The sequence below is a fragment of the Micromonospora sp. NPDC049257 genome (assembly GCF_040678915.1).
Classification (GTDB): domain Bacteria; phylum Actinomycetota; class Actinomycetes; order Mycobacteriales; family Micromonosporaceae; genus Micromonospora; species Micromonospora antibiotica.
In genome coordinates, this window is sequence record NZ_JBFAQU010000035.1 from 23634 (window position 1) to 45414 (window position 21781).

The 21781-nt window shown below is 73.8% G+C and carries 18 protein-coding genes; 12 read left to right on the forward strand and 6 right to left on the reverse strand.

Features of this window, described 5'->3' with window-relative positions; translation table 11 throughout:
* Positions 1 to 4: 4 nt before the first annotated feature.
* On the reverse strand, positions 5 to 727 hold the full coding sequence (locus AB0K25_RS29415) for a 4'-phosphopantetheinyl transferase superfamily protein (protein ID WP_219469066.1): 723 nt from the start codon (positions 725 to 727) through the stop codon (positions 5 to 7).
* A gap of 78 nt (positions 728 to 805) precedes the next feature.
* On the opposite strand from AB0K25_RS29415, the gene AB0K25_RS29420 reads away from it, so the two are divergent.
* Positions 806 to 2203: a condensation domain-containing protein gene (locus AB0K25_RS29420; protein WP_219469067.1), complete on the forward strand. Its 1398-nt coding sequence runs from the start codon at positions 806 to 808 to the stop codon at positions 2201 to 2203.
* A 15-nt stretch (positions 2204 to 2218) separates the two neighbouring features.
* Here the strand turns inward: AB0K25_RS29420 and AB0K25_RS29425 are convergent, their stop codons facing one another.
* Positions 2219 to 3424, reverse strand: a complete 1206-nt coding sequence (locus tag AB0K25_RS29425; RefSeq protein WP_357538313.1) for a cytochrome P450 — start codon at positions 3422 to 3424, stop codon at positions 2219 to 2221.
* A gap of 36 nt (positions 3425 to 3460) precedes the next feature.
* Positions 3461 to 4636 (reverse strand): nucleotide disphospho-sugar-binding domain-containing protein, encoded by a 1176-nt coding sequence (locus AB0K25_RS29430; RefSeq protein WP_357538315.1) that lies wholly within the window; start codon positions 4634 to 4636, stop codon positions 3461 to 3463.
* 198 nt (positions 4637 to 4834) lie between these two features.
* Between AB0K25_RS29430 and AB0K25_RS29435 the strand changes: the two genes are divergently transcribed.
* Positions 4835 to 6007, forward strand: coding sequence for a cytochrome P450 (locus AB0K25_RS29435; RefSeq protein WP_208569107.1), 1173 nt, complete (start codon positions 4835 to 4837; stop codon positions 6005 to 6007).
* Positions 6008 to 6028: 21 nt separating this feature from the next.
* Here AB0K25_RS29435 and AB0K25_RS29440 read toward each other — a convergent pair whose 3' ends face one another.
* Positions 6029 to 6892 carry a TauD/TfdA family dioxygenase gene (locus tag AB0K25_RS29440; protein WP_219469074.1) on the reverse strand — a complete coding sequence of 288 codons (864 nt, stop codon included), beginning with the start codon at positions 6890 to 6892 and terminating at the stop codon, positions 6029 to 6031.
* A gap of 170 nt (positions 6893 to 7062) precedes the next feature.
* Between AB0K25_RS29440 and AB0K25_RS29445 the strand changes: the two genes are divergently transcribed.
* The 6 genes from AB0K25_RS29445 (at position 7063) to AB0K25_RS29470 (ending at position 14372) form a co-directional block, all read left to right on the forward strand.
* Positions 7063 to 8088: a methyltransferase gene (locus AB0K25_RS29445; protein ID WP_219469079.1), complete on the forward strand. Its 1026-nt coding sequence runs from the start codon at positions 7063 to 7065 to the stop codon at positions 8086 to 8088.
* Between the two features lie 231 nt (positions 8089 to 8319).
* Complete coding sequence (locus AB0K25_RS29450; protein WP_208569110.1) at positions 8320 to 9339, forward strand: polyprenyl synthetase family protein; 1020 nt, start codon at positions 8320 to 8322, stop codon at positions 9337 to 9339.
* Positions 9336 to 10373, forward strand: a complete 1038-nt coding sequence (locus AB0K25_RS29455) for a UbiA family prenyltransferase (RefSeq protein WP_219469082.1) — start codon at positions 9336 to 9338, stop codon at positions 10371 to 10373. The genes AB0K25_RS29450 and AB0K25_RS29455 overlap by 4 nt, the downstream gene beginning before the upstream one ends.
* On the forward strand, positions 10370 to 12070 hold the full coding sequence (locus AB0K25_RS29460) for a prenyltransferase/squalene oxidase repeat-containing protein (protein WP_363823777.1): 1701 nt from the start codon (positions 10370 to 10372) through the stop codon (positions 12068 to 12070). Before AB0K25_RS29455 ends, AB0K25_RS29460 begins: the two co-directional genes overlap by 4 nt.
* Positions 12067 to 13350, forward strand: coding sequence for an NAD(P)/FAD-dependent oxidoreductase (locus AB0K25_RS29465; RefSeq protein ID WP_363823778.1), 1284 nt, complete (start codon positions 12067 to 12069; stop codon positions 13348 to 13350). The genes AB0K25_RS29460 and AB0K25_RS29465 overlap by 4 nt, the downstream gene beginning before the upstream one ends.
* Complete coding sequence (locus AB0K25_RS29470; RefSeq protein WP_255597946.1) at positions 13347 to 14372, forward strand: histidinol-phosphate transaminase; 1026 nt, start codon at positions 13347 to 13349, stop codon at positions 14370 to 14372. Before AB0K25_RS29465 ends, AB0K25_RS29470 begins: the two co-directional genes overlap by 4 nt.
* 58 nt (positions 14373 to 14430) lie before the next feature.
* Here AB0K25_RS29470 and AB0K25_RS29475 read toward each other — a convergent pair whose 3' ends face one another.
* Positions 14431 to 15444 carry a 2-hydroxy-acid oxidase gene (locus tag AB0K25_RS29475; protein ID WP_363823780.1) on the reverse strand — a complete coding sequence of 338 codons (1014 nt, stop codon included), beginning with the start codon at positions 15442 to 15444 and terminating at the stop codon, positions 14431 to 14433.
* Between the two features lie 82 nt (positions 15445 to 15526).
* Positions 15527 to 16474, reverse strand: coding sequence for a 3-oxoacyl-[acyl-carrier-protein] synthase III C-terminal domain-containing protein (locus tag AB0K25_RS29480; protein ID WP_208569114.1), 948 nt, complete (start codon positions 16472 to 16474; stop codon positions 15527 to 15529).
* Between the two features lie 180 nt (positions 16475 to 16654).
* On the opposite strand from AB0K25_RS29480, the gene AB0K25_RS29485 reads away from it, so the two are divergent.
* From AB0K25_RS29485 to AB0K25_RS29500, 4 genes are all read left to right on the forward strand, one after another.
* Positions 16655 to 17836, forward strand: coding sequence for a glycosyltransferase (locus AB0K25_RS29485; protein WP_357538325.1), 1182 nt, complete (start codon positions 16655 to 16657; stop codon positions 17834 to 17836).
* A 78-nt stretch (positions 17837 to 17914) separates the two neighbouring features.
* Positions 17915 to 18895: an ATP-binding cassette domain-containing protein gene (locus AB0K25_RS29490; RefSeq protein WP_208569116.1), complete on the forward strand. Its 981-nt coding sequence runs from the start codon at positions 17915 to 17917 to the stop codon at positions 18893 to 18895.
* 23 nt (positions 18896 to 18918) lie between these two features.
* On the forward strand, positions 18919 to 19683 hold the full coding sequence (locus AB0K25_RS29495; RefSeq protein ID WP_208569117.1) for an ABC transporter permease: 765 nt from the start codon (positions 18919 to 18921) through the stop codon (positions 19681 to 19683).
* Positions 19684 to 19894: 211 nt separating this feature from the next.
* Positions 19895 to 21508, forward strand: a complete 1614-nt coding sequence (locus tag AB0K25_RS29500; protein WP_219470832.1) for a class I adenylate-forming enzyme family protein — start codon at positions 19895 to 19897, stop codon at positions 21506 to 21508.
* Positions 21509 to 21781: the final 273 nt, after the last annotated feature.

Genomic DNA, 21781 nt, shown 5'->3' on the forward strand with positions numbered 1-21781 from the left:
GGTGTCAACGGGTGCGACGATCTTCAGCCGGGGTGCCGGCGGGACGATCCGTCCACCCGGTCGGACCGTACGACGTCGCGACGTCGAACGGCGGCTCGCCGGCGAGCGCCACCGCGACCCGGTACCCGCCCGGGGTGGCGACGTCGGTGACCCGGTGCACCCCCACCGGGTCGCCGCAGCGCACCACGTCGTCGCGGTGCACCGGCAGCGCCAGCTGGGGCCAGAGCCGACCCCCGGCGGCCTTGACCACCGCCTCCTTACGGGCCCACAGCCGGGCGAACTGGTCGGCCCGGGCGGCGGCGTCGGGCCCCGAGCGGACCAGCCGCGCCTCCTCGGCGGCGAAGAACCGGTCGGCCAGCGCCACCGGGTCCAGCCCCGGCGTCGGATGCTGGATGTCCACCCCGACCGCCCGGTCGCCGGCCACGGCGATCGCGACGAGTTCGTCGGAGTAGGACAGGCTCGTCTGCGGGCCACCCCGGGGGTGGGTCAGCGTCGGTTTGCCGTGCCGGCCCCGCCGCCAGCTGAGCCGCTCGGGTGACAGGTCCATCGCCCGGCCCACCAGGACGCGCAGCGCGCCGTGCGCCACGGTGAACCGGTCCCGGGTGGCCGCCTGGGCGAGCGTCGCCGCGCGGGCCCGCTCGTCGGCGTCGAGCAGCGCCCGGTACCGGGCCAGCTCGTCCGGGGACACCCGGGCCGACACGATCCAGATCCGGACGGCGTCGGGCATGGCCGTACCCTAACGCCACCGCGGCGGCGGCGATTTGTGACGTTGACACGTGCCGATTCGCGTTGCTCTGATGGACCGATGTTCGCGCAGACCGCCGAGGCGCAGGTGCTCGTCCCGTTCGCCGGCCCGGGGGCGGGCACCGCGCCGCTGACCTGGGGTCAGCTCGCGATCATGCAGGACATGCGGGAGACCGGGTGGACGCACAACGTCAGTGGCGCGCACCCGGTGCCGGCCGGGGTCACCGTGGCGGAGGTGGCGGCGCAACTCGGCGACCTGATGAGCCGGCACCCGGCGCTGCGGATGCGGCTGGGCGCCGACGAGCACGGCGAACCCTGCCAGGTGGTGTCCGCCGCCGGGGAGGTCGCCCTCGACGTGCTGGACGTCCCGGACGACGCCGACCCAGCCGACGTGGCGAAGTTCGCCTACGAACTGGGCCACGCCCGGCTGCTGGCCCACTACGACCTCTACCGGGACTGGTCGGTGCGGATGGCGGTGGTCCGGCACCGGGGTGCCCTGGTGCACCGGGTGCTGACCCTCGACCACCTGGTGGTCGACGGCACCGCGACCGCCCTGCTGATGGCCGATCTCGGGCTGGTCGACCTGACGGCCCGGCGGGCGCCCGACCCGCGTACCGTGCAGCTGCTCGATCTTGGCCGGCGGGAGCGCACACCGCCACTGCGCCGGGTCAGCGACCGGGCGGTCCGGCACTGGGAGTCGCACCTGCGCGACATCGCGCCGTCGACCTTCGGTGCGGTCACCAACCCGGCCGGGCGACACGGCCGGCGGTTCTGGCACGGCCGGTTCAGCTCACCCGCGGCCTACCTGGCGGTGCAGGCCATCGCCCGACGGACCAGGACGGACACCTCCCGGGTGCTGCTCGCGGTGATCGCCGTGGCGGTCGGCCGGGCCACCGGGGTCAGCCCGCTGACCGCCAAACTCATCGTCGGCAACCGGTTCCGGCCGGGGTTCGCCGAGGCCATCGCCCCGCTGAGCCAGAACGGCGTGCTCACCGTGGACGCCACCGACACCACCGTGGACGAGGTGGTGGCCCGGGCCCGCAAGGCCTCCGTCGCCGCCGGGATGTACGCCTACTACGACCCGGTGCAGCTCGCCGAGGCCAGCGCCCGGCTCGACGACGAACGCGGGTACCCGGCCCGGGTCACCTGCCGGATCAACGACCGTCGGGTGGTGACCCGGCAGGCGGCGGACGACGGCGCGCGTACCGAGGAGGTGACCCCCGAGCAGATCCGGCGGAAGGCAGCCGAGACGTTCCTGGTCTGGGACGGCACCCTGGACCACCTGCCAGAACAGGCGTTCATCACCGTCGAGGACCAGCCGGAGACCATCTTCCTCCAGGTCATCTTCGACCTGGGCTGTTTCACCGAGACCCAGGCCGAGGCGCTGCTGCGCGGGGTGGAGGAGGTGGCCGTCGAGGCGGCGTTCGACCCGACGGCCCCCACCCGGATCACCGGCTGAGCGCCGGGTCGACGGTCACCCGTCGACCCGGTCCCAGGTCACCGGCAGCGTCTCCAGGCTGCGTACCACCAGGCCGGGCTTGAAGCGCAACTCCTCCTCGGGTACGGCCAGCCGCAGGCCGGGCAGCCGGCGCAGCAGCGCGCCGAGGGCCTCCTGCAACTCCATCCGGGCCAGCGCCGCGCCGAGGCAGTGGTGCGGGCCGGCCCCGAACGCCAGGTGCGGGTTGTCGACCCGGCTCAGGTCGAGGGTGTCGGCCCCGGCGAACACCGAGGCGTCCCGGTTGGCCGACGCGATCGCCGGGAGCACCGGGGTGCCCGCCGGCAGGCACACCCCGCCGAGTTCCACCTCCTCGGTGGTCACCCGGGGCAGCAGCACCCCGTTGTCCCCGAGCTGGATGAACCGGGACAGCTCCTCCACCGCGCGGGCCACCGCGACCGGGTCGTCACCGCGCAGGCCGGCGAGCTGCTCGGGGTGCCGGGCCAGCACCAGCAGGAACAGGTTGAGCTGGTTGGTGGTGGTCTCGTGGCCGCCGACGAAGATGCCGGCGGTCACCGAGACGAGTTCCCGTTCGGTGAGGTCGTCGTGTTCGTCCCAGGCGTTGATCAGGGCGCTCATCAGGTCGTCGCCGGGCTCGCGGCGACGTTCGACGATCATCTCGCCGAACGCGTCCAGGGCGGCCTGCGGGGCGGCCGGGTCGGCGTCCCAGTCACCGACGAGCGCGTCGGACCACTCGCGTACCCGGTCCTGGTCCTGCTCGGGGATGCCGAACAGTTTGCTGATCACATAGATCGGCAGCGGCGCGGACAGGTGCGGGATCAGGTCCGCCGGTGGTCCCGCCGCCACCATCCCGTCGATCATCCGGTCGATCAGCGCGGCCACCGTCGGGCGCAGCGCCTCCACCCGGCGGACGGTGAACGCGTGCGACACCGCCCGGCGCATTTTGGTGTGCCGGGGCGGGTCCATCCCGATCAGCGAGTCCTCGGCCAGCGAACCCAGCTCCCGGGTCGGACGGTCGGGCCCGGCCGCGGCGGCCCGGCTGAACCGCTGGTCGGTGAAGACCCGGCGGACGTCCGCGTGCCGGGTGGCCAGGTAGGCCGACGCCCCGTCGGGCAGCGCGACGGGCGCCACCGGGCAGGTCTCCCGCAGCCGGGTGTAGTCCGGTGACGGGTGGTAGATGGTGGGAGCCGGGGCGAGCGGGTACGGAATGGGCTCTTGCGTCATCGACGACTCCTAGGGTGGTCCGACAGGCCGGTGGGCTCAGCTGCGGGGGTGCGCGGCGAGGGCCACCAGCGCCGGCACCACCTCGGCGGGGGTGGGCATCGCGCGGACCCGCTCGCGCATCGACGTCGCGGCGTCGCGCCAGGGGCCGTCGCCGATCAGCTGGCCGACCAGGTCGCGCAGCGTGTCGTCGTCGGCCCGCGCGGGCGCCAACCAGGTCCCGGCGCCGGTGAGCGCCAACCGCTCGCCGTTGAAGTGCTGGTCGCTGACCTGCGGCAGGATCAGTTGCGGCACCCCGAGGCTGAGCGCCGTCATCGTGGTCCCCGCGCCGCCCTGCTGCACCAGCGCGGCGCAGGTCGGCAGCACCAGCCGCAGCGCCAGCGGGCCGTCGACCAGCCGGACGTTGCCCGGCAACGGGCCCAACCCGGCCTGCTGGGCCCGTTCGACAAGCACGACGACCTCGACGTCCAGCCCGGCGACCGCGCGGATGACCCGGGGGAGGCCCAGCCGGTCGCTGAGCCCGGCACCGGCCATCATGGTGCCCGCCGTGACGCAGACCCGGGGCCGCTGCGGCGGGCGGTGCAGCCAGGACGGCAACACGGCCGGGCCGTTGTACGGCACGTACCGGATCGGTCGTCCCGGGCGGGTCATCGGCACCTGCATCGGTGGTGGCACCGGGTCGAGGGTCAGCCCGCCGGTGAGGTCCACGTCGGTGGCGGCGAGCCCGAACCGGCCGGCGAGCGGGCCGAGGACCTCCTCCGGGTCGAGCCGGAGGGTGACCGAGGAGTCCGGCCCCCACAGGTGCTGCACACCGGGCACGCCGAGCGCGGCGGCGGCCACCGCGGCGGCGAGGTTGAACGGCTCCCAGACCATCAGGTCGGGCTGCCAGTCCCGGCCGAAGGTGACCAGGTCGTCGAGGAGGGCGTCGGCGAACCGGACCACGCCGCCGTCGGCGGTGATCGCCGGCTCGACCGCGTCGACCGGCTCGGCGGTGCGGGTGGCCCCGTCCAGCGCGCCCACCGCGCCGATCCGGCCCGCGAACGCCTCGGCGAAGTCGAGGTCCGCACCCAGCGGCACCGCCGCCAGGCCGGCCGCGGTGATCGCCGGCACCAGCGTGGGATGGCTGGCCACCCGCACCTCGTGGCCGGCCGCCTGGAGGGCCCAGCCGAGCGGGACGAGGCCGTAGAAATGCGACCGCCAGCCCCACGTCGACATCAGAATCCGCAAAGCCGCAGTCAAGTCCGACCCATCCGCGCGCGTCACCGGGCAGTCCTGGTGCACAGATGCTAGGCGATGGATGTCGGTACCCGGAAGATCGTCGGTCGACCCAATGGATATTGACGACGACGCACCGATGGCCGAGTCTTACCAGTGCCCGATGTGGACCGCCGACCGACAGGTGGGTAGCTCGTCATGACCGTCGTCTCCGAGCTGCGGGACTATCCGTTCGAGCCGTTCACCGGTGACCTGCCGGCCGAGCTGCTCGACATGGTGGTGTCCGACCCGGTCAGCCGGGTGCGACTGCCCGACGGTCGGCCGGCCTGGCTGGTGCTCGGCTACCAGGACTGCTGCACCGTCCTGGCCGATCCCCGGTTCTCCCGGCTTCCGCCGGGCGCGACCGCGACCCCCGACGGCGTCGGCCCGCGCGAGCTGAACATGGACGGTCCGGCGCACGCCGTGGTCCGCCGGGTGGCCAGCCGGGCGTTCACCGCCCGCCGCATCGACACCTTCCGCCCCCGGGTGCGTCGGCTGGTGGACGCGCTGCTCGACGACCTGCTCGCCGGCCCCCGGCCCGCCGACCTGGTGGCGGCCCTGGTGGCGCCGCTGCCCGTGTACGTGGTCTGCGACGTGCTGGGGGTCCCGGTCGCCGACCGGCCCCGGTTCTACGGGTGGATCGAGGGCCTCAACTCGGTCACCGCGTACGGTTCGGCCGATGCCGCCACCGCGCAGGCCCAGCTGCGGGACTACCTGGCCGGGCAGTTGGCCGACAAGCGGGTGAGCCCCGGCGACGACCTGCTCTCGGCCTGGGTGCTCGGCAGGGACGCGCACGAGCTGGTCGACGCCGAGCTGGTGGAGCTGGCGATGGGGGTGCTGCTCGGCGGGCTGGAGATCAACTCCACCAGCGCCGGGCTGCGCGCGCTGTTCCAGCACCCCGAGCAGTTGGCGAAGCTGCGGGCCGACCCGGGCAAGCTGTCCTCGGCGACCGACGAGATCCTGCGCTACACGTCGGTGAGCAGCATGTTCCGGGTCCAGGTGGTGCAGGAGGACCTGACCCTCGGCGGGGTGGCGATGCGCGCCGGGGACTGCGTGATGGCGATCCCGTGGGCGGGCAACCGCGATCCCCGGGTCTTCCCCGACCCCAACGTCTTCGACATCGACCGGGTGCCGACCGCGCCGCACCTCACCTTCGGCTTCGGGCCGCACTTCTGCCTGGGCACCGCGCTGGGCCGGATGCAGGTGGAGCTGTCGATCGGCGAGCTGCTGCGGCGGCTGCCGGGGCTGACGCCGGCGGTGCCGATCGAGCAGATCCCGTGGCGGCACGACCGGATGAACGGCGGCATCGCGTCGTTCCCGGTCACCTGGTGAGCCGCCGGGGTGGCCCGGCGGTCAGTAGTTGTCCACCGCGTTGACCCGGTCCGGCCAGTAACGCTGGCCGGGTGCGGCGACGTAGTGGTCCCACCGGGGCGCGTCACCGGTCGGGTGGTCACCGAGCACCGTGATCCGCTGACCGCGCCGCAGGCCGTCGTAGTCGTTGATCGCATAGTGCTGGGTGACCCGGTTGTCCCAGATCGCCACGTCGCCGACGCGCCAGCGGTACCGGCAGGTGAACTGCGGGCCCTCGGAGAACGCGAACAGGTACTCCAGCAGCGCGTCGCTCTCGTTGCGGCTCAGCTGCGGGATGTGCGAGGTGAACAGCCGGTTGACGTACAACGAGCGGCGGCCGGTCTCGGGGTGCACCCGGACCACCGGGTGCTCGGCCCGACTGGTGAACTCGGTGCCGATCCGGATGACGTGGATGGCGGTCAACCCGTCGAGCAGGTCGCGCATGGGCGCGGACAACGCCTCGTACACCTTGCACTGGTTGGTCCACATGGTGTCGCCGCCGGTCTCGGGCAGCTCGACCAGGTGCAGGATGGAGGCGATCGGTGGGCTCTGGTGGAAGGTCATGTCGGTGTGCCAGACGTCGACCTTCCCACCGTGCTCGGAGTCGATGAGGACGATCTCCGGATGCCCCTGGAGCCGGGGCAGGTACGGGTGCAGCTCGACCTCGCCGAAGCGCCGACCGAAGGCGATGTGCGCCTGCGGGGTCAACCCGGTCTGCCCGGCGACGAAGACCACCTGGTGCGCCAGCAGCAGCCGGTGCAGGTGGGCGAAGCCCTCGTCGGTCAGGGTGTTCAGGTCGATGCCGTGGACCTCGGCGCCCAGGGCGCCCGCGACGAGCCGTACCTGCGGCACGAGGGAAGTGGTCATCGGTGCTTCCTCCGGTCTGGGCCCCGGGCCCGTCGGCGCATTGTTCCACGACGGTGAATGGGATCTCCACCGTCGATGTTGACGCCGTCACGCCGCCCTTGGGAACATTCGGGCCGCCGGACGACGGCCACGGCCATCGTGGACGCGTGGCGCGACAGGAGGCTGTCCGGGTGACGATCGAGACCCCGACCGATGACGACGCGGCGGCCCGGCTGGGCCGGCTGACCGACCTGGCGACCCCGTTCGCGGTCCGCACGGCGGTGACGCTGCGGGTCCCGGAGCGGATCGCGGCCGGTACGACCCGCCTCACCGAGCTGGCCGACGGGTGCGACGCCGACCCGGACGCCCTGGGCCGGTTGCTGCGCTACCTGGTCCACCGGGGCGTCTTCGTCGAGCCGGCTCCCGACGAGTTCGCGCTGACCGACGTCGGTGAGCTGCTCTGCGACCGTGACGGCGGCGGGCACGGCGGCTACCTGGATCTCGACGGTCTCGGGGCCCGGATGGACCTCGCCTACACCGGGCTGCCGACGGCGATCCGCACCGGCGGGCCCGGCTACCAGGCGGTGCACGGGCGGGACTTCTGGGCCGACCTGGACGCCCACCCGTCCTACCGGGCCTACTTCGACGCGTTGATGCTCAGTCAGCAGCGGTTCACCGCACCCCAGGTGGCGGCGCTCTACCCGTGGGAGCGGGTGGGTCACGTCGTCGACGTCGCCGGGGGTGCCGGCGGGCTGCTGCGGGAGCTGCTGACGACCCACCCGCACCTGCGGGGCACCCTGGTCGACCGGGCCGAGCCGGTGGCCACGGCGGCGGGCACGTTCGCCGAGCACGGGCTGACCGGGCGGGTCGACACGGTGGTCGGGGACTTCTTCGCCGAGTTGCCGGCCGGCGCCGACGTCTACGTGGTGTCCCGGGCGTTGACCGACTGGAGCGACACGCACGCCACGGCGATCCTGCGCCGGTGCGCCGAGGCGGCCGGCAAGACCGGACGGGTACTGGTGGTGGAGGTGCTGCCGACCGACCCGTACGTGCCGCACCGGTCCCCGTACGACCTGCAGATGCTGGTGTTGGTGGGTGGCCGGGAGCGGGGCGTGGCCGACCACACGGCGTTGGCCTCGGCGGCCGGTCTGGCACCGGTCGGGACCTATCGCGGCACCGACGGACTGACCCTGTTGGAGTTCGCGGCGGACGCCTGATCCGGCGGCGGGTGATCTGACTTTCGTACCTGATTCCGGCTATCGGTGTGACACACGGTGAGCAGGTCAGCGGATTTCTCTGGGCATCAACCGATTTGATGGTGAATTGGTTCGTGACATTCGTGTTTCTCCATCGCCGGGGCGGTTTTCCGATGGTTGTTCAGGGCGGGACCGGCAGGTAACGTCTCGCGTGGCGGCTGGGCCGAGCCTTTGCGAAAGGGTCGACACGCTATGACGGTTACTGGCTTTACGCGTTTTCCGCCCTTCATCGACGACCTTGCCCGCAGTGAATCCGGGCGGCTGCTGCACGCGGAGTTCGAGCGTCGGTGGCCCGAGACGACCGACCAGTTGGTGGGGATCGCCCGGTACGCCCTGTTGCCGGCGGGCAAGCTGCTGCGTCCGATGATGACGCTGCACGCCGCCGAGGCGGTGGGCGGGTCGCCGTCCCGGGTGCTGCCGGCCGCGCTGGGGATGGAGTACCTGCACGTCGCGACGCTCGTGCACGACGACATCATCGACGCCGACACGCTGCGGCGGGGTCGCCCGGCGGTGCCGGTGGCCTTCGGGATTCCCAGCGCCATCGTGGTGGGTGACCACCTCATCTTCACGGCCTTTCAGTCCATTGTGGAATCAGGGGTGACCGCACCCCCGGGGCACGTCGCCGCCGCCGTCGCGGCCCTGGCCGAGGCGGGCCGGGACCTGTGCCGGGGCCAGATGCTCGAGACGCAGCTCGTCGGTGACCTGGACGCGGGCGCCCGGTGGTACCCGGAGATGATCCGGCTCAAGACCGGCGCGCTGTTCCGCGCGGTCTGCCACGTCGGCGCGCTGCTCGGCGGAGCCGACCCGCAACTCGCCGCCGGGCTGGCCCGCTACGGCGAGCACCTCGGCATCGCCTTCCAGATCCGCGACGACCTGCTGTCCTACGTGGCCACTCCCGAACAGACCGGCAAACCGGCCACCAGCGACCTCAACAACGGCCGGCCGACCCTGCCGCTGCTGCTCGCCTACGACGCGGCCACCGACACCGCCCGGGTCGAGCTGATGGCGGTGCTGCACCGGCGCGGCGCCGGCCCGGGGGACGTCGAGTGGGTCGCCGCCCTGCTCGACGAGGTCGACGCGGTGCAGGCGGCCCGGCGGCAGATGGCGGAGCACGCCGAGCAGGCCCTGGCGGAGCTGACCGCGCTCACCCCCTCCGCCAGCGCCGACGTGCTCACCGGCATCGCGCACTGGATGACGAGCGAGACGGCGTGAGCACAGCCGGTGCCGTACGCGCGCTGCGCGCCCACATCGAAACCTGGCGGCCGTACACCCTGTGGTATGTCGGGCTGGTCGGGCTCGCCGGCGCGGCCCTGGCCGACGGCCCGCACCACCCGTGGCTGCTGGTGTCGGCCTGGGCCGCCCCGACCGCCGGTTGGCTGGGCGGCCACTACCTCGGCGACTACTTCGACCGGGACCTCGACGCCGGCAGCAAGCCGCACCGGCCGATCCCGTCCGGCCGGCTGGCCGCCCGCACGGCGCTGTGGTGCGGCGGGGTCTGCTTCGCGGTCCTCGCGCTGCTGGCGGTGCTCGGCGGCTGGGGCACCACCTCGGCCGCCGTGCTCGCCGCGTTCGGCATCGTCGCCTACAGCCGCTGGTGCAAGGCGCGCGGCGTCGCCGGGAACCTGGTCCGGGGCGCACTCGGCGCGATCGCGCTGCTCTACGGGGCGCTGGCCGTCGGACTCTCCCCGGACCCCCCGTCGGCGGTGCCGGTGCTGCTCGCCGCGATGGTCGCGTTCTGGTCGCACGACACGATGTCCAACCTGGTCGGTGCGTTGCGCGACATCGACGGTGACCGGGCCGGCGGCTACCACACGCTGCCGGTACGCCGGGGTTCGCCGTTCGCGGTACGCACCGTGCTGGCCCTCTACGCGGTGACCGTCGTCGCCGCGCTCACCGCCGGGCTGCTGGCCGGGCCGGACGGCCGGACCGGCTACCTGGCCACGCTGATCGTGGTCCTGGTGCTGGGGGTCGTCGCCCTCGCCCCACTGGTCGCGCACCGCGCCGACATGCCCGTCGTGGTGGCGCTGCGGGCGCACTCCGTCCTGGTCGTCGAGCGGGTGGTGCTGGCCTCGGCCCTGGTCGGGCTGCGGCTGGGTATCGGCCTGCAACTGCTGCTGGTGCTGCCGATGGTCGGGTTGACCTGGTGGGCCCAGCACCTGATGCGTGCCCGGCACGAACTCGGCACCGGCCGACCGGCACTGGCCCTGGCCACCCCCCGCCGAGCCGCCATGGAGGACGTGTCATGACCGTTGTGCCCACCGAGGCCCTCGACCGGGCCATCAGCGACGGCGCGGAGGCGCTGCTGCGCCGGCAGCGCCCCGACGGGGTCTTCGGCGACGACCCACCGGCCTCGGTGCTGGGCACCGCGGGTACGGTCGCCGCCCTGCACGCCGCCGACCCGGTGGGCAGCGCCGACCTGGTCGACGCCGGCACCTCATGGCTGCGCCGGCAACAGCACGACGACGGCGGTTGGGGCGGCGTGGTGGGGGCCGACAGCGAGGTCGTCGCCACCGCCGTCGCGGTCGCCGCCCTGGCCCTGACCGCACCGGAGGCCAGCGCCGAGGCGATCACGGCCGGCCGCGCCCGGCTGGCCGCGATGGGGGGTGTCGACACGGTCACCGACCCGGCCATCTCGCTGCTCTGCCGGCAACTGCTCACCCTGGCCGGGATGACCGTCGAGGCGGGCCCGCTGCGCCGGCTGCCGTTGGAGATCGTGCTGTTCGACCGGGTCCGCCGGCAACGGCTGTCGTTCCGTACCTCGCCGTTCATCGGGCTGGCCCTGATGCAGGCCGACCTGCTGCCCACCGGCCGACTGCGCCGGGCCACCCTGCGCCGGGCCCGCCCGGCGGCCCTGCGGCTGCTGCGCGCGATCTACGACCACGAAGGCCGGACCGGCGCGCTGAGCGAGGACCCGTGGCCCGCCGCCCTGGTGCTGCTCGGCCTGGCCCGCTCCGGCGAGGCCCCGGACATCGCCACGGCCGTCGTCGGCTGGCTGCGTCGCGCGGTCCGCCCCGACGGCGCCTGGGACGCGGTGACCAACCTCGACCTGACCCGCTCCGGCTACGCGGTGACCGGGCTGGCCGCCGCCGGCTACGCCGCCGACCCCCGGTTGGCCCCGACCCGGGACTTCTTCCACGCCACCCAGAAACCGACCGCGTTCACGGTGCTCGACGTGCCGCCGGGCGGATGGAGCTACTCCAACGTGGGCGGCTGGCCGGTGACCCTGGAGTCCGCCGAGATCCTCTCGGCGCTCGCCGGCTACCCCGACGCCGACACCGACCCGGTGCTGCGCAGCGGCCTGACCTGGCTCATCGGCCGGCAGGACACCCGGGGCTCGTGGAGCCTGTGGGTGCGCGACACCAAGCTCGCCAACGACGGGCCCTGCCCCGCCATCACCAGCCAGGCCGTCCTCGCCCTGCACGACACCGGCCACCCCGACGACCACCCGGCGGTCGCCGCCGGGGCGGCCTGGCTGCTGACCGCCGGACGCCCCAACGGCAGCTACGAGAACCTCTGGTACCGCGACCACACCTCCGGCACGGCGGTCGTGGTGACGGCGCTGTCCCGGGTCGGCCACGCCCGGCACGACGTGGTCCGCCGGGCGGCCGGCTGGCTGCGCGACACCCAACTGCCGGACGGGTCGTGGGGGCCGGGCGACGGCACCGCCGGGTCGGTCGAGGAGACCGGCTGGGCCGTCCAGGGGCTGCTGGCCACCGGCGACCCCGCGCACGCCGACGCGGTCGACCGGGGGGTCCGCTGGCTGCTCGCCGCCGCCGGGCCCGACGGCGGCTGGCCGGCCACCCGGGTCTGCAACTACATCCGCCACCACCTGCGCTACCCCAACGCCGTGATCACCCAGGCGGTCGCGCTGCGGGCGCTCGGCGAATACCGGCGTACCGTCGCCGGGCGGGCGGGCGTCACACCCGGCGCGGTGGCCCGATGAGCGCCGACGTCGTCGTGGTCGGGGCCGGGGCCGGCGGCCTGGCCGCAGCCCGCGCGCTCGGCGCCCGCGGGCTGCGGGTGGTCGTGCTCGACCGGCAACGCACCCCCGCGTCGATCGCTAAGGGCGAGATCCTCCAACCCGAGACGGTACGCATCCTCGACGGCTGGGGCGTGCTCGACGCCCTGCGGGCCACCGGCGCGCGTCCGGTCGACCAGCTGGCCATCCGCGACCCGCAGGGCCGGGCACTGCTCGCCCTCGACTACGGCACCCTGCCGGGCAGCCACCGGCAGATCCTCTGCGCCGACTACGGCGACCTGCGCGGCGTCCTCGCCGACGGGCTGCCCGGCACCGTCGAGCTCCGCTGGGGGCAGCGGGTCACCGGCCCACTGCGCGCCGCCGACGGCCGGGTCACCGGGGTCCGGGTCACCGGCGGCGACGGCGAGCAGGACATCCCGGCGGCGCTGGTGGTCGCCGCCGACGGGATGTCCTCACCGCTGCGCAAGGCCGTCGGCATCGACGTCGAGCGGCGGGAGTACCCGCACGGCCTGGTCGCCTTCGACGTGCCCGGGGTGGAGGTGGCCGACGAGGTGTCGGCCTACCGCACCGACCGGGGGCTGTGCCTGGTCTACCCGCTGCCCGGCGGGCGCTGCCGGGTCTACGTCCAGGTGACGCCGGGCGAGTTCCGCGGCCACAGCACCGCCGACCTGGCCGCCTGGTGCAACCGGCTGCTCGCCGGGGTGCCCGCCATCCGGCCGCTGGGGTCGGCGTTGCGGGCCAGCCTGCAACGGCGGCAGCTCCTCGCCGTCTACCGACTGCGCGCGGCGCAGCTGACCGTGCCCGGCCTCGCCCTCGTCGGCGAGGCCGCCCACGCGGTGCACCCGATGGCGGCGCAGGGCGTCAACAGCTCACTCGCCGACGCCGAGACCCTCGCCGCCACCCTCACCGCCGACGGGGACCGCCCGGACGCCGCCGGGGTGGACCGGGCACTGCGGAACTACGACACGGCCCGCCGACCCCAGCTCGACCACATCGCCACGGTCAGCCACAACGCCGCCCGCATGATCACCAGCGTGTCGGGGCTGCCCCGGCTGCTCGGGGCGCGGATGATGCGGCGCACCGCGGCCAACCCCCGGCTGCTCGGGCTCACCGCCGGCAACCTGTCCGGCACGAACGTCCGACCGCTGTCCCTGGTCGACCGGATCTACCAGCTCGGGCTGCTCACCGACCGGCACGCCCACCCGCCCGTCCCGCCGGCCCCGCAACGAAGTGAGCGACGATGACCACTGCCACCACCGTCGGCACCCAGCCGCCGGCCGACCTGTCGATGAACGAGACGCCGTACCCGCCGCTGCCGAGCATCCGACGGATCGTCGAGGACGGGGCCGCCGCCCTCCAGCGGTACCCGGACCGCACCGCCGCCGCACTGCGGGGCACCCTGGCCGCACGGTTGGGCGTGGGACCGGAGGCGATCCTCGTCGGGCCCGGCTCGGCCGGGCTGTGCCAACACCTCGTCCAGGCGCTCGGGCCGCGCCCCGAGGTGGTCCACCCGGCACTGTCCTTCGAGGGCTACCCGCTGATCATCAGCAACGTCGGGGCCCGGGGCGTGCCGGTGCCGATGGACGGCTACCGCCACGACCTGCCCGCCATGGCCGCCGCCGTGACCGACCAGACCCGGTGCGTGCTGCTGTGCAACCCCAACAACCCGACCGGGGCGGTGCTGCACCGCGACGAGATCGACGACTTCCTGGCCCGGATCCCGGCCGACGTACCGGTGATCATCGACGAGGCGTACCGGGAGTTCGTCACCGACCCGCAGGTGCCCGACGGGATGGACCTCTACCGCGCCCACGACAACGTCTGCGTCCTGCGCACCTTCTCCAAGGCGTACGGGCTGGCCGCGCTGCGCGTCGGCTACGCGGTGGTGCCACCCAGGGTGACGCCGCTGGCCGGCATGGTGGGCGCGGTGTTCTTCCCGAACAGCCTGGCCCAGGCCGCGGCGGTGGCGAGCCTCGACGAGGCGGTCACCCCCGAACTGACCCGACGCTGCGCCGAACTGGCGGCGTCGCGTACCCGGCTGATCGACGAGCTGCGCGGACTCGGCCTCACCGTGGCGGACAGCGAGGCGAACTTCGTCTGGCTGCCGCTGGGGGAGCGGGCGGTGCCGTTCGCCGAACGGGCCCGCGAGGCCGGCATCCTGGTGATGGCCCTGCCCGGCGCGGGGGTGCGGATCACCGTCGGCACGGACGAGGCGAACGACCGGCTGTGCGCGTTCGCCCGGACCGCCCTGGCCGCCGGGCTCTGACCGGCCGGTGCGGCGTGCCCACCGTCCGGGCCGCCGCCGGCCCGTCGGGCCGGAGTAGTCACCGGTCGGGCCGTCCCTCGCCGGTCGGATCGGCGTCGTCCCAGCTGACCAGGCAGAGGTAGCGCAGGTCGGGGTCGTAGTCGGCGGCCACCACCGGCCGGGACCGGTCCGGGTCGGCGAGCCGGTCCAGCAGGGTCCACCACAGGCCGGTGACCGGCTGCCCCGGCGGCGTGACGTGCACCCCCTCGACGGGGTGCGCCGGCCAGGCAGTGGCGAGGTCGGCGCTCAGCACCACCCGGCCGTCGGTGCGGCCGGCCGACAGCGCGGCCAGTTCGGACCCGGCCAGCGCGGCGACCTCGTCGGCGGCCACGTCCGGGTGCTGGCGTACGACGTCCACCCGGGCCGTGACGTCCAGGACGTCACCGGTGGAGCCCGCCGGGCCGGTGGTGCCGGGTCCACCTCGTACCCCGGCGGCCACCGGCTCCTCCGCTGCGGCGGGAGCCGCGGGCGGCACCGGGCCCGGTGTGGGGACCGGCCCGTTGGCGCGGTAGAGCAGGGCGACCCCCTGGTGCCGGGCCGGAGCGGGGGCGGACGTGTCGTAGGGCACAACGGTCTGTTCGACGACGATCAGCAGGACCCGTCGGCACCCGACCGACGACGCGTACGCCCGGGCGAGCCGCAGCGCGCTGAAGGCCGCCGCCGAGCCCTGGTCGCAGACGGCGAACGACAGCGGGGTCCCCGGGCAGACGTGGCTCAGGTAGGTGGCGGTGGCCCGGCCGGGCAGCATGTCGTGTCGGGAGAACGCCAGGACGAGCAGGTCCACCGGTTCGTCCGGCGTGACGAGCGCCCGGATCAACGCCTCGGCCATCTCCGCGTAGGACTGCCCCAGCGACCCGGACGCCGTGTCGAACAGGTCGGCCGGCACCTCCCGCCCGTCCTGGCGGGCCAGGTCCGTCAGGTAGCGCCGGGACTGCTCCCGGTGGGCCGGGTCGTGCAGCAGCGCGGCCGGCCCGGGGAAGGCCCGCCGGGCGGCCCGGATCAGGTGCAGGTCGGTCGGCGGGGCTGCCGGCACGGTTCTCCTTCCTCACACCGGTCGGCACGCACCGATCGGCTTCACACCGGGCGGCACGCGCCGACCGGTTCCTGCGGCGCGGTCAGTGGGCGAAGACCATGGCGGCGAAGGTGGCGCCGTCCCCGGCCCCGACGGCGGCGACCAGGTAGCGGTCACCGGGGTCCAGCAGCCCCCGCTCGCGCGCCGTCAGGTAGTTGGCGAACGCGTCCGCGCAGAAGACGTGACCGGTGTCCCGGACGTTGTCCAGCAGCACCCGGTCGCGGGGGAGCCCGATCAGCCGGCACAGCCGGTGCCACGTCACGACGTTGACGTTGTGCGGCAGCACCAGCCGGATGTCGTCCAGGGTGACCCCGGCCACCGCCAGGGCACGCCCGATCACCTCCGCCAGCGCCGGCCGGTACTCGCGCTGGAACTGGGCCCCGGAGGCGCCACCGGCGACGTCGAACTCGCCCCGCTGCGCGCACGCGTAGCCGAGCAGCCGGTCCCGGGGCCCGTCGGCGCTGACCAGGCACGCGGACGCCCCCTCACTGAAGACCGAGGTCTCCGGGATGAACTGGGCGTCCCGGGTGAACGCCTTCTCCCCGGTGAGGACCAGCGCCAACGGACCGTCGCCCGGCCCGTGCCGGCCGGGTGGTTCGGCGGCCAGCAGCCGGCCGGCCATCTCGATCGCGAGCAACGCGCTGGCACACGACTGCTGGGTCAGGGTGAAGGCGACCGCGTGGCCGAGCCCCAGCGCGCGGCAGACGTCGTGCAGCGGGTTGACCGGGTACGGCGTGACGACGGGAAACGCCCGCCCGTACAGGACGAACCGGACCCGGTGTTCCTGCCCGCGCAGGGCGGTGAGCCCGGTCGCGGCGTGCAGCAGCAGGTCGTGCAGCGACAGGTCGGGGTCGCGGCGCACCTGGTCCAGGCCGTGGAACCGGCGGAACAACCGGACCTGCATGTCGGTCAGCTCCAGCGGGCCGGCCAGGCTCTCGATCGGGACCCGGCGCTGGGGGAGGTGGACCGCGACCGCGTCGAGGGCCGTCATGCCGACGGTGCCGACCGTGGCCGGTCGGCGGCCGGCGCCCGGCGTCGGCCGGCCACCACGACGGTCGGCCCGTCACCGGACACAGTGGACGACGCCGCCCGGTGTCGTTGCTCGTCGACCGCCACGCGTCGAATCCCATCAGCGGCGTCCGTCGCTGTCAACGCGTGCCACAATATCGACGTGGCCCGCTTCCTGTTCGTCGTCCTGCCGGTGGCGTCCCATCTCAACGCCCCGCTCGCCATCGGCCAGGCGCTCCAGGCGGCGGGGCACGAGGTGGCCTGGTGCGGGCCCCGCAGCGACCTGCGACCGCTGATCGGCCCCGACGCGACCCTCTACCCGACCGGCAAGCGGTACTTCCGCCTCGACGGCGAGACCGGCATGGCCTCGGTGCGCAGCCTCTGGGAGGGGCACGTGTTGCCGGTCAACCGGTTCATCCGCGACGCCGCCGACCAGGCCGTCGCACACCACCGGCCGGACGTCGTCGTCGTCGACCAGTACGCGCTGGCCGGCGCGCTGGCCGCGTACCGGCACGGGGTGCCGTGGGCCACCTTCTGCGTCGGCACCCTGGAACTCACCCCGCCGGACCTGCCCGAGTTCGACGAGTGGGTACGCGGCCAGCTCACCCGGGTCTGGGCGATGACCGACCTGCCGGTCGACGAGACGATCGACCTGCGCTTCTCGCCGTACCTGGTGCTCGGGTTGACCAGCACGGCGTTGACGGGCGCGACGCCGCTGCCGGCGCGGTGCGTGCTGACCGGCCCGGCGCTGGGCCACCGGCCCGACGCGCCGGCCTTCGACTGGGACGCCTGGGACCGGTCCCGCCGGCACGTGCTGGTCACCGTCGGGACGATGGCCGAGCACCTGGCCCGGGAGTTCTTCCAGCGGATGCTGGCGGCCACGGCACCGCTCGCCGACCGGGTGCAGGTGGTGCTCACCGCCTCGACCGACCTGCTGCCCGACCCGCCCGCGCACGTGCTGGTGGCCCCCCGGGTGCCGGTGCTGGAGCTGATGCCCCACCTCGACGCGCTGGTCTCCCACGGTGGGCTGGGCACGGTGACCGAGGCGCTGGCGCACGGCGTCCCGGTGGTCGTCGCGCCGATCCGGCACGACCATCCGATGGTCGCCCGGCAGGTGACCGACGCGGGCGCCGGCATCGAGGTCTCGTTCGGGTCGGCCACCCCGGCGGAGCTCACCGCCGCGCTCACCGCCGTCCTCGACGGGCCGGGCTACCGGGCGCAGGCCCGCCGGGTCGGCGAGTCGTTCGCCGCGGCCGGTGGCGCGACGGCCGCCGCCCGGCACCTCGCCGCCCTGGCCGGTCGACCCATCGACCATTGTCCTACGGGTACGCCCACACTAGCCTGACCTGACGCACCCGCACGGGTGTCGCCGTCCATGGTCGACACTCCCGTGGCCCGGCGTCGTCCCGCCCGAGGAGGCTCGATGATCGAGGCCACCGGCCTGCGCAAGTCCTACCGGGTCGGGCGTGGCCGCAGCGCCGGCACGGTCGAGGCGGTGCGCGGGGTCGACTTCGCGGTGGCCCGCGGCGAGATCGTCGGCTTTCTCGGCCCCAACGGCGCGGGCAAGTCCACCACCATGCGGATGCTGGCCACCCTGATCCGCCCCGACGGGGGTCGGGCGACGATCGCGGGGGTCGACCTGCTGCGGGCACCCGCCCAGGTCCGCCGGCAGATCGGCTTCGTGGCCCAGGCCAGTGGCACCTACGACGACTCGACCGCCCGCCGTGACCTGGTGCTCCAGGCCCGGCTGTACGGCTTCGGCAAGGCCGAGGCGCAGCGCCGGGCCGAGGCGGCGATCGGGGCGTTCCAGCTCGGCGACTTCGCCGACCGCCGGATCAGGACCTACTCGGGTGGGCAGCGGCGGCGGCTCGACGTGGCGCTCGGGGTGATCCACTCGCCGCAGGTCATCTTCCTCGACGAGCCGACCGCCGGGCTGGACCCGCCCAGCCGGGTGCGGATGTGGCAGGAGGTCCGGCGGCTGCGGGCGGAGGGGATGACCGTCTTCCTCACCACGCACTACCTCGACGAGGCCGACACCCTGTGCGACCGGGTGTCCATCATCGACGGCGGCCTGATCGTCGCCGAGGGCACCCCGTCGGATCTCAAGCGGGAGATCTCCGGGGACGTGGTCGCGGTCGACCTCAACCGGGCCGGTGTGGTCGACGACGTCACCGACAATGACCTGCCGGTCGCCACGAAGCTGCTGACCGAGCAGCCCTACGTGCACTCGTCCGAGGTGGTCGACGGCACCCTGCGGCTCTATGTGGACAGTGCCGCCACCGCCATCCCGCAGATCATGCGCACCCTGCTGGGCCGGGGGATCGAGCCCGGGGCGATCGAGGCCCGCCGACCCAGCCTCGACGACGTCTTCCTGGCCAAGACCGGCCGCTCGCTCGAGGAGTGACCACCGGTGCGAGAGGAGCCGCAGTGAAACTGGTCCGCGACACCTGGCTGATCTTCCAGCAGGAGGTCGGCCTGATGGTGCGCAACCCGGTGATGGTGGCGTTCAGCCTGGCCCAGCCGATCACCTATCTGGTGCTGTTCGCCCCGTTCCTCAAGGTGGTGATGGTCGACCGGGGCGCCTCCTCGTACGCGGACGCGTACCGCATCTACGTGCCCGGACTGTTCGTGGCGATGGGCCTGTTCGGTGGGCTGTTCGCCGGCTACGGGCTGCTCAGTGCCCTGCGTGCCGGCATCATCGACCGGTGCCGGGTGACCCCGGTCAGCCGCACGGCGCTGCTGCTGGGCCGGGCCCTGATGCACGTCTGCCTGAACGTGGTGCAGGCGGTGATCATCACGCTGGTGGCGTTGCCGTTCGGGCTGCGGGTGCACCTGGGCAACCTGCTCATCTCCTACGCGTTGCTGTCGGTGATGGTGCTGCTGAGCACCTCGATCTCGTACGACATCGCGCTGCTGGTGCGCAACGAGAACAGCCTCGGTGTGCTGGTGAACACCGTCGGCCAGCCGATCTCGCTGCTCGCCGGGGTGCTCATCCCGCTGGTGCTGGCCCCGCTGTGGATCCAGCAGGTCGCGGTCTGGAACCCGTTCGCCTGGGCCACCAACGGCATGCGGGCGCTGTTCAACGGTCAGATCGGCCAACCCGTGGTCTGGCAGGGTGCGCTCATCATGATCGGGTTGGCGGCGGTCAGCCTGGTCTGGTCGTCGCACCTGTTCAACCGTGAGGTCTCCTGACAGGCTGCCGCAAACCGGCCGGGCGGCACGGGCGGTCACCGCCGTGGTCGTACCCGAAATTGATGTTGGCCATTGTCTGCCGGTGGTCCGCGCTCTAGCCTGAGCGTGTCCCAGATCGGCCGTCGCGCCGAGGTGCGGTGACCGTGAGCGTGTCAGGTGAGGAGACAACTCGTTGGGTGCCGACAACTTCCGGGCGACCCTGGCGGCCGACATGGAGCTGGGGGCCGGAAACGTCCTGCTCCGGCTGGCCGAACACGGTGCCGACCCGGACCTGCCCCGGGTGACCTTCGACGTCGACGTGGACGGGATCCCCGCCTGGACGCCGCTGTCGCTGGCCACCCTGACCGAGCGGGTCGCCGCCCGCGCCGACTGGTTCCGGCGGCGCGGCATCGGCCGGCGTGACCCGGTCGCGGTCTACGTGACGTCCGCGCCCGACGTGTTCCTCAACTTCCTGGCCCTCAACCGGCTCGGTGCGATCCCGGCCCTGATGAACGGCAACATGCCGATCGAGTTGGCGGCCGAGTTCATCAGGCGGCTACGCGGCGTCGGGGTCGTCGTCGACGCCGACCATGCCGCGCTGCGTGAGCACGACCTCGGGGTGCCGATCCTCGGCGACGCCGCGGAGACCGGCACCGGCGACCCCGACCAGGCCCCACCGCACTACCGCCACCACCCCGAGGACCCGGTCGCCATCACCCACTCGTCGGGGACCACCCGGGTGCCGGCCGCGATCGTCCACTCGCACCACGGGCTGTTCGCCGCCATCCGGGCGGTCCGGCTCACCGAGTCCCGCCCCTACGGTGAGGTACGGGAGCTGTCCGTCCTGCCGGCCGCGCACACCGCCGGCATCATCACCGTCAACCAGGCGCTCTGCAACGGCTACCAGCTGCTCTACCTGTCGGCGCAGGGTGGCCCGTTCGCGCGCAGCGCCGAGACGATCCTCGACGCCATCGAACGCTGGCGGCCGACCGGCGTCTTCGGTTTCGCGGTGACCTGGTCGGAGCTGGCCCGCCACGACCTGACCGCCCGCGACCTGAGTTCGGTGCGCAACTGGTTCAACACCGGCGACTGCGCCCACGAGTCGCACATCCGGCGGCTGGTGGCCGTCGGCAGCCACCCGGCGTACACCCGGCAGGGCATGGTGGACGTGCCCGGTTCGAAGTTCGTCGACATGCTCGGCTCCACCGAGATGGGCCACGGCGCGTTCCGGATCAGCCACCGCCTCGGCAGTGACCGCTACGACCGTTGCGTCGGCAAGCCGTACCCGTTCGCGCAGATCGCCCTGCTCGACGTGGTGACGGGCGAGGAGGTCGCCGAGGGGGAGGTGGGCCACGTCGGGCTCAAGTCGCCGACGCTGGCGATCGGGTACTGGAACGACTCGGTCAACACCTTCCGTACCCGGCTCAACGGCTACTACCTGACCGGTGACCTGATGTACCGCGACCCGGAGGGCAACTACCACCACGTCGACCGGGCCAGCGACGCCGTCGACCTGGGCGACGGCAACTGGCTTTACACGGCGCTGTCCGAGGAGCGCGTCCTGAAGCACTGCCCGGACGTGCGCGACTGCACTGTCATCGCGGTCCGGGAGGACGACGACCGCATCGTCACCGAGGTGCTGCTCCTGCTCGCCGACGACGCCGATCCGGCGCTCGACCGCGCCGACCAGGTCCGCACCGCGCTCGGCCCCGTGGTCGGCGGGACGCTGCGGCGGGTGGTCACCGTGCCCGACGACGGTGTGGTGATGGGCCCGACGGGCAAGGTCCGCAAGTTCCTGATGCGCCAGCGGCTGCTGGCCGACGCCGGGGCACCCGCCACGCGTTGACGCCTGCGCACCGGTCGCTCGTCGGCCGGCTGCGCTCGGGTCGGCCTGCCGGGCTGCGCTCCGACCGGTCCCGACGGGCTGTCTGGGTGCCGGCGCTCGGCGTCCGGTCCGGGCGCTGCCTCCGCCGCCAGGTGTCCCCGGCGGCCGGCTGCTCTGCTGCCTGCCGCTCCTCACTGCGGCGGCGTCCCCGTCCCGTCCCGACGTCAGGATGCGCAGACAGCGTTATGCCGCAGCGTCATATTCATGACGCTGCGGCATAACGCTGTCCACGAC

Bases quoted from the DNA above. Each gene is read 5' to 3' on its own strand.
- AB0K25_RS29415 (WP_219469066.1), bottom strand. From the start codon at position 727: ATGCCCGACGCCGTCCGGATCTGGATCGTGTCGGCCCGGGTGTCCCCG.
- AB0K25_RS29420 (WP_219469067.1), top strand. From the start codon at position 806: ATGTTCGCGCAGACCGCCGAGGCGCAGGTGCTCGTCCCGTTCGCCGGC.
- AB0K25_RS29425 (WP_357538313.1), bottom strand. From the start codon at position 3,424: ATGACGCAAGAGCCCATTCCGTACCCGCTCGCCCCGGCTCCCACCATC.
- AB0K25_RS29430 (WP_357538315.1), bottom strand. From the start codon at position 4,636: ATGTCGACGTGGGGCTGGCGGTCGCATTTCTACGGCCTCGTCCCGCTC.
- AB0K25_RS29435 (WP_208569107.1), top strand. From the start codon at position 4,835: ATGACCGTCGTCTCCGAGCTGCGGGACTATCCGTTCGAGCCGTTCACC.
- AB0K25_RS29440 (WP_219469074.1), bottom strand. From the start codon at position 6,892: ATGACCACTTCCCTCGTGCCGCAGGTACGGCTCGTCGCGGGCGCCCTG.
- AB0K25_RS29450 (WP_208569110.1), top strand. From the start codon at position 8,320: ATGACGGTTACTGGCTTTACGCGTTTTCCGCCCTTCATCGACGACCTT.
- AB0K25_RS29460 (WP_363823777.1), top strand. From the start codon at position 10,370: ATGACCGTTGTGCCCACCGAGGCCCTCGACCGGGCCATCAGCGACGGC.
- AB0K25_RS29465 (WP_363823778.1), top strand. From the start codon at position 12,067: ATGAGCGCCGACGTCGTCGTGGTCGGGGCCGGGGCCGGCGGCCTGGCC.
- AB0K25_RS29470 (WP_255597946.1), top strand. From the start codon at position 13,347: ATGACCACTGCCACCACCGTCGGCACCCAGCCGCCGGCCGACCTGTCG.
- AB0K25_RS29480 (WP_208569114.1), bottom strand. From the start codon at position 16,474: ATGACGGCCCTCGACGCGGTCGCGGTCCACCTCCCCCAGCGCCGGGTC.
- AB0K25_RS29490 (WP_208569116.1), top strand. From the start codon at position 17,915: ATGATCGAGGCCACCGGCCTGCGCAAGTCCTACCGGGTCGGGCGTGGC.
- AB0K25_RS29500 (WP_219470832.1), top strand. From the start codon at position 19,895: ATGGAGCTGGGGGCCGGAAACGTCCTGCTCCGGCTGGCCGAACACGGT.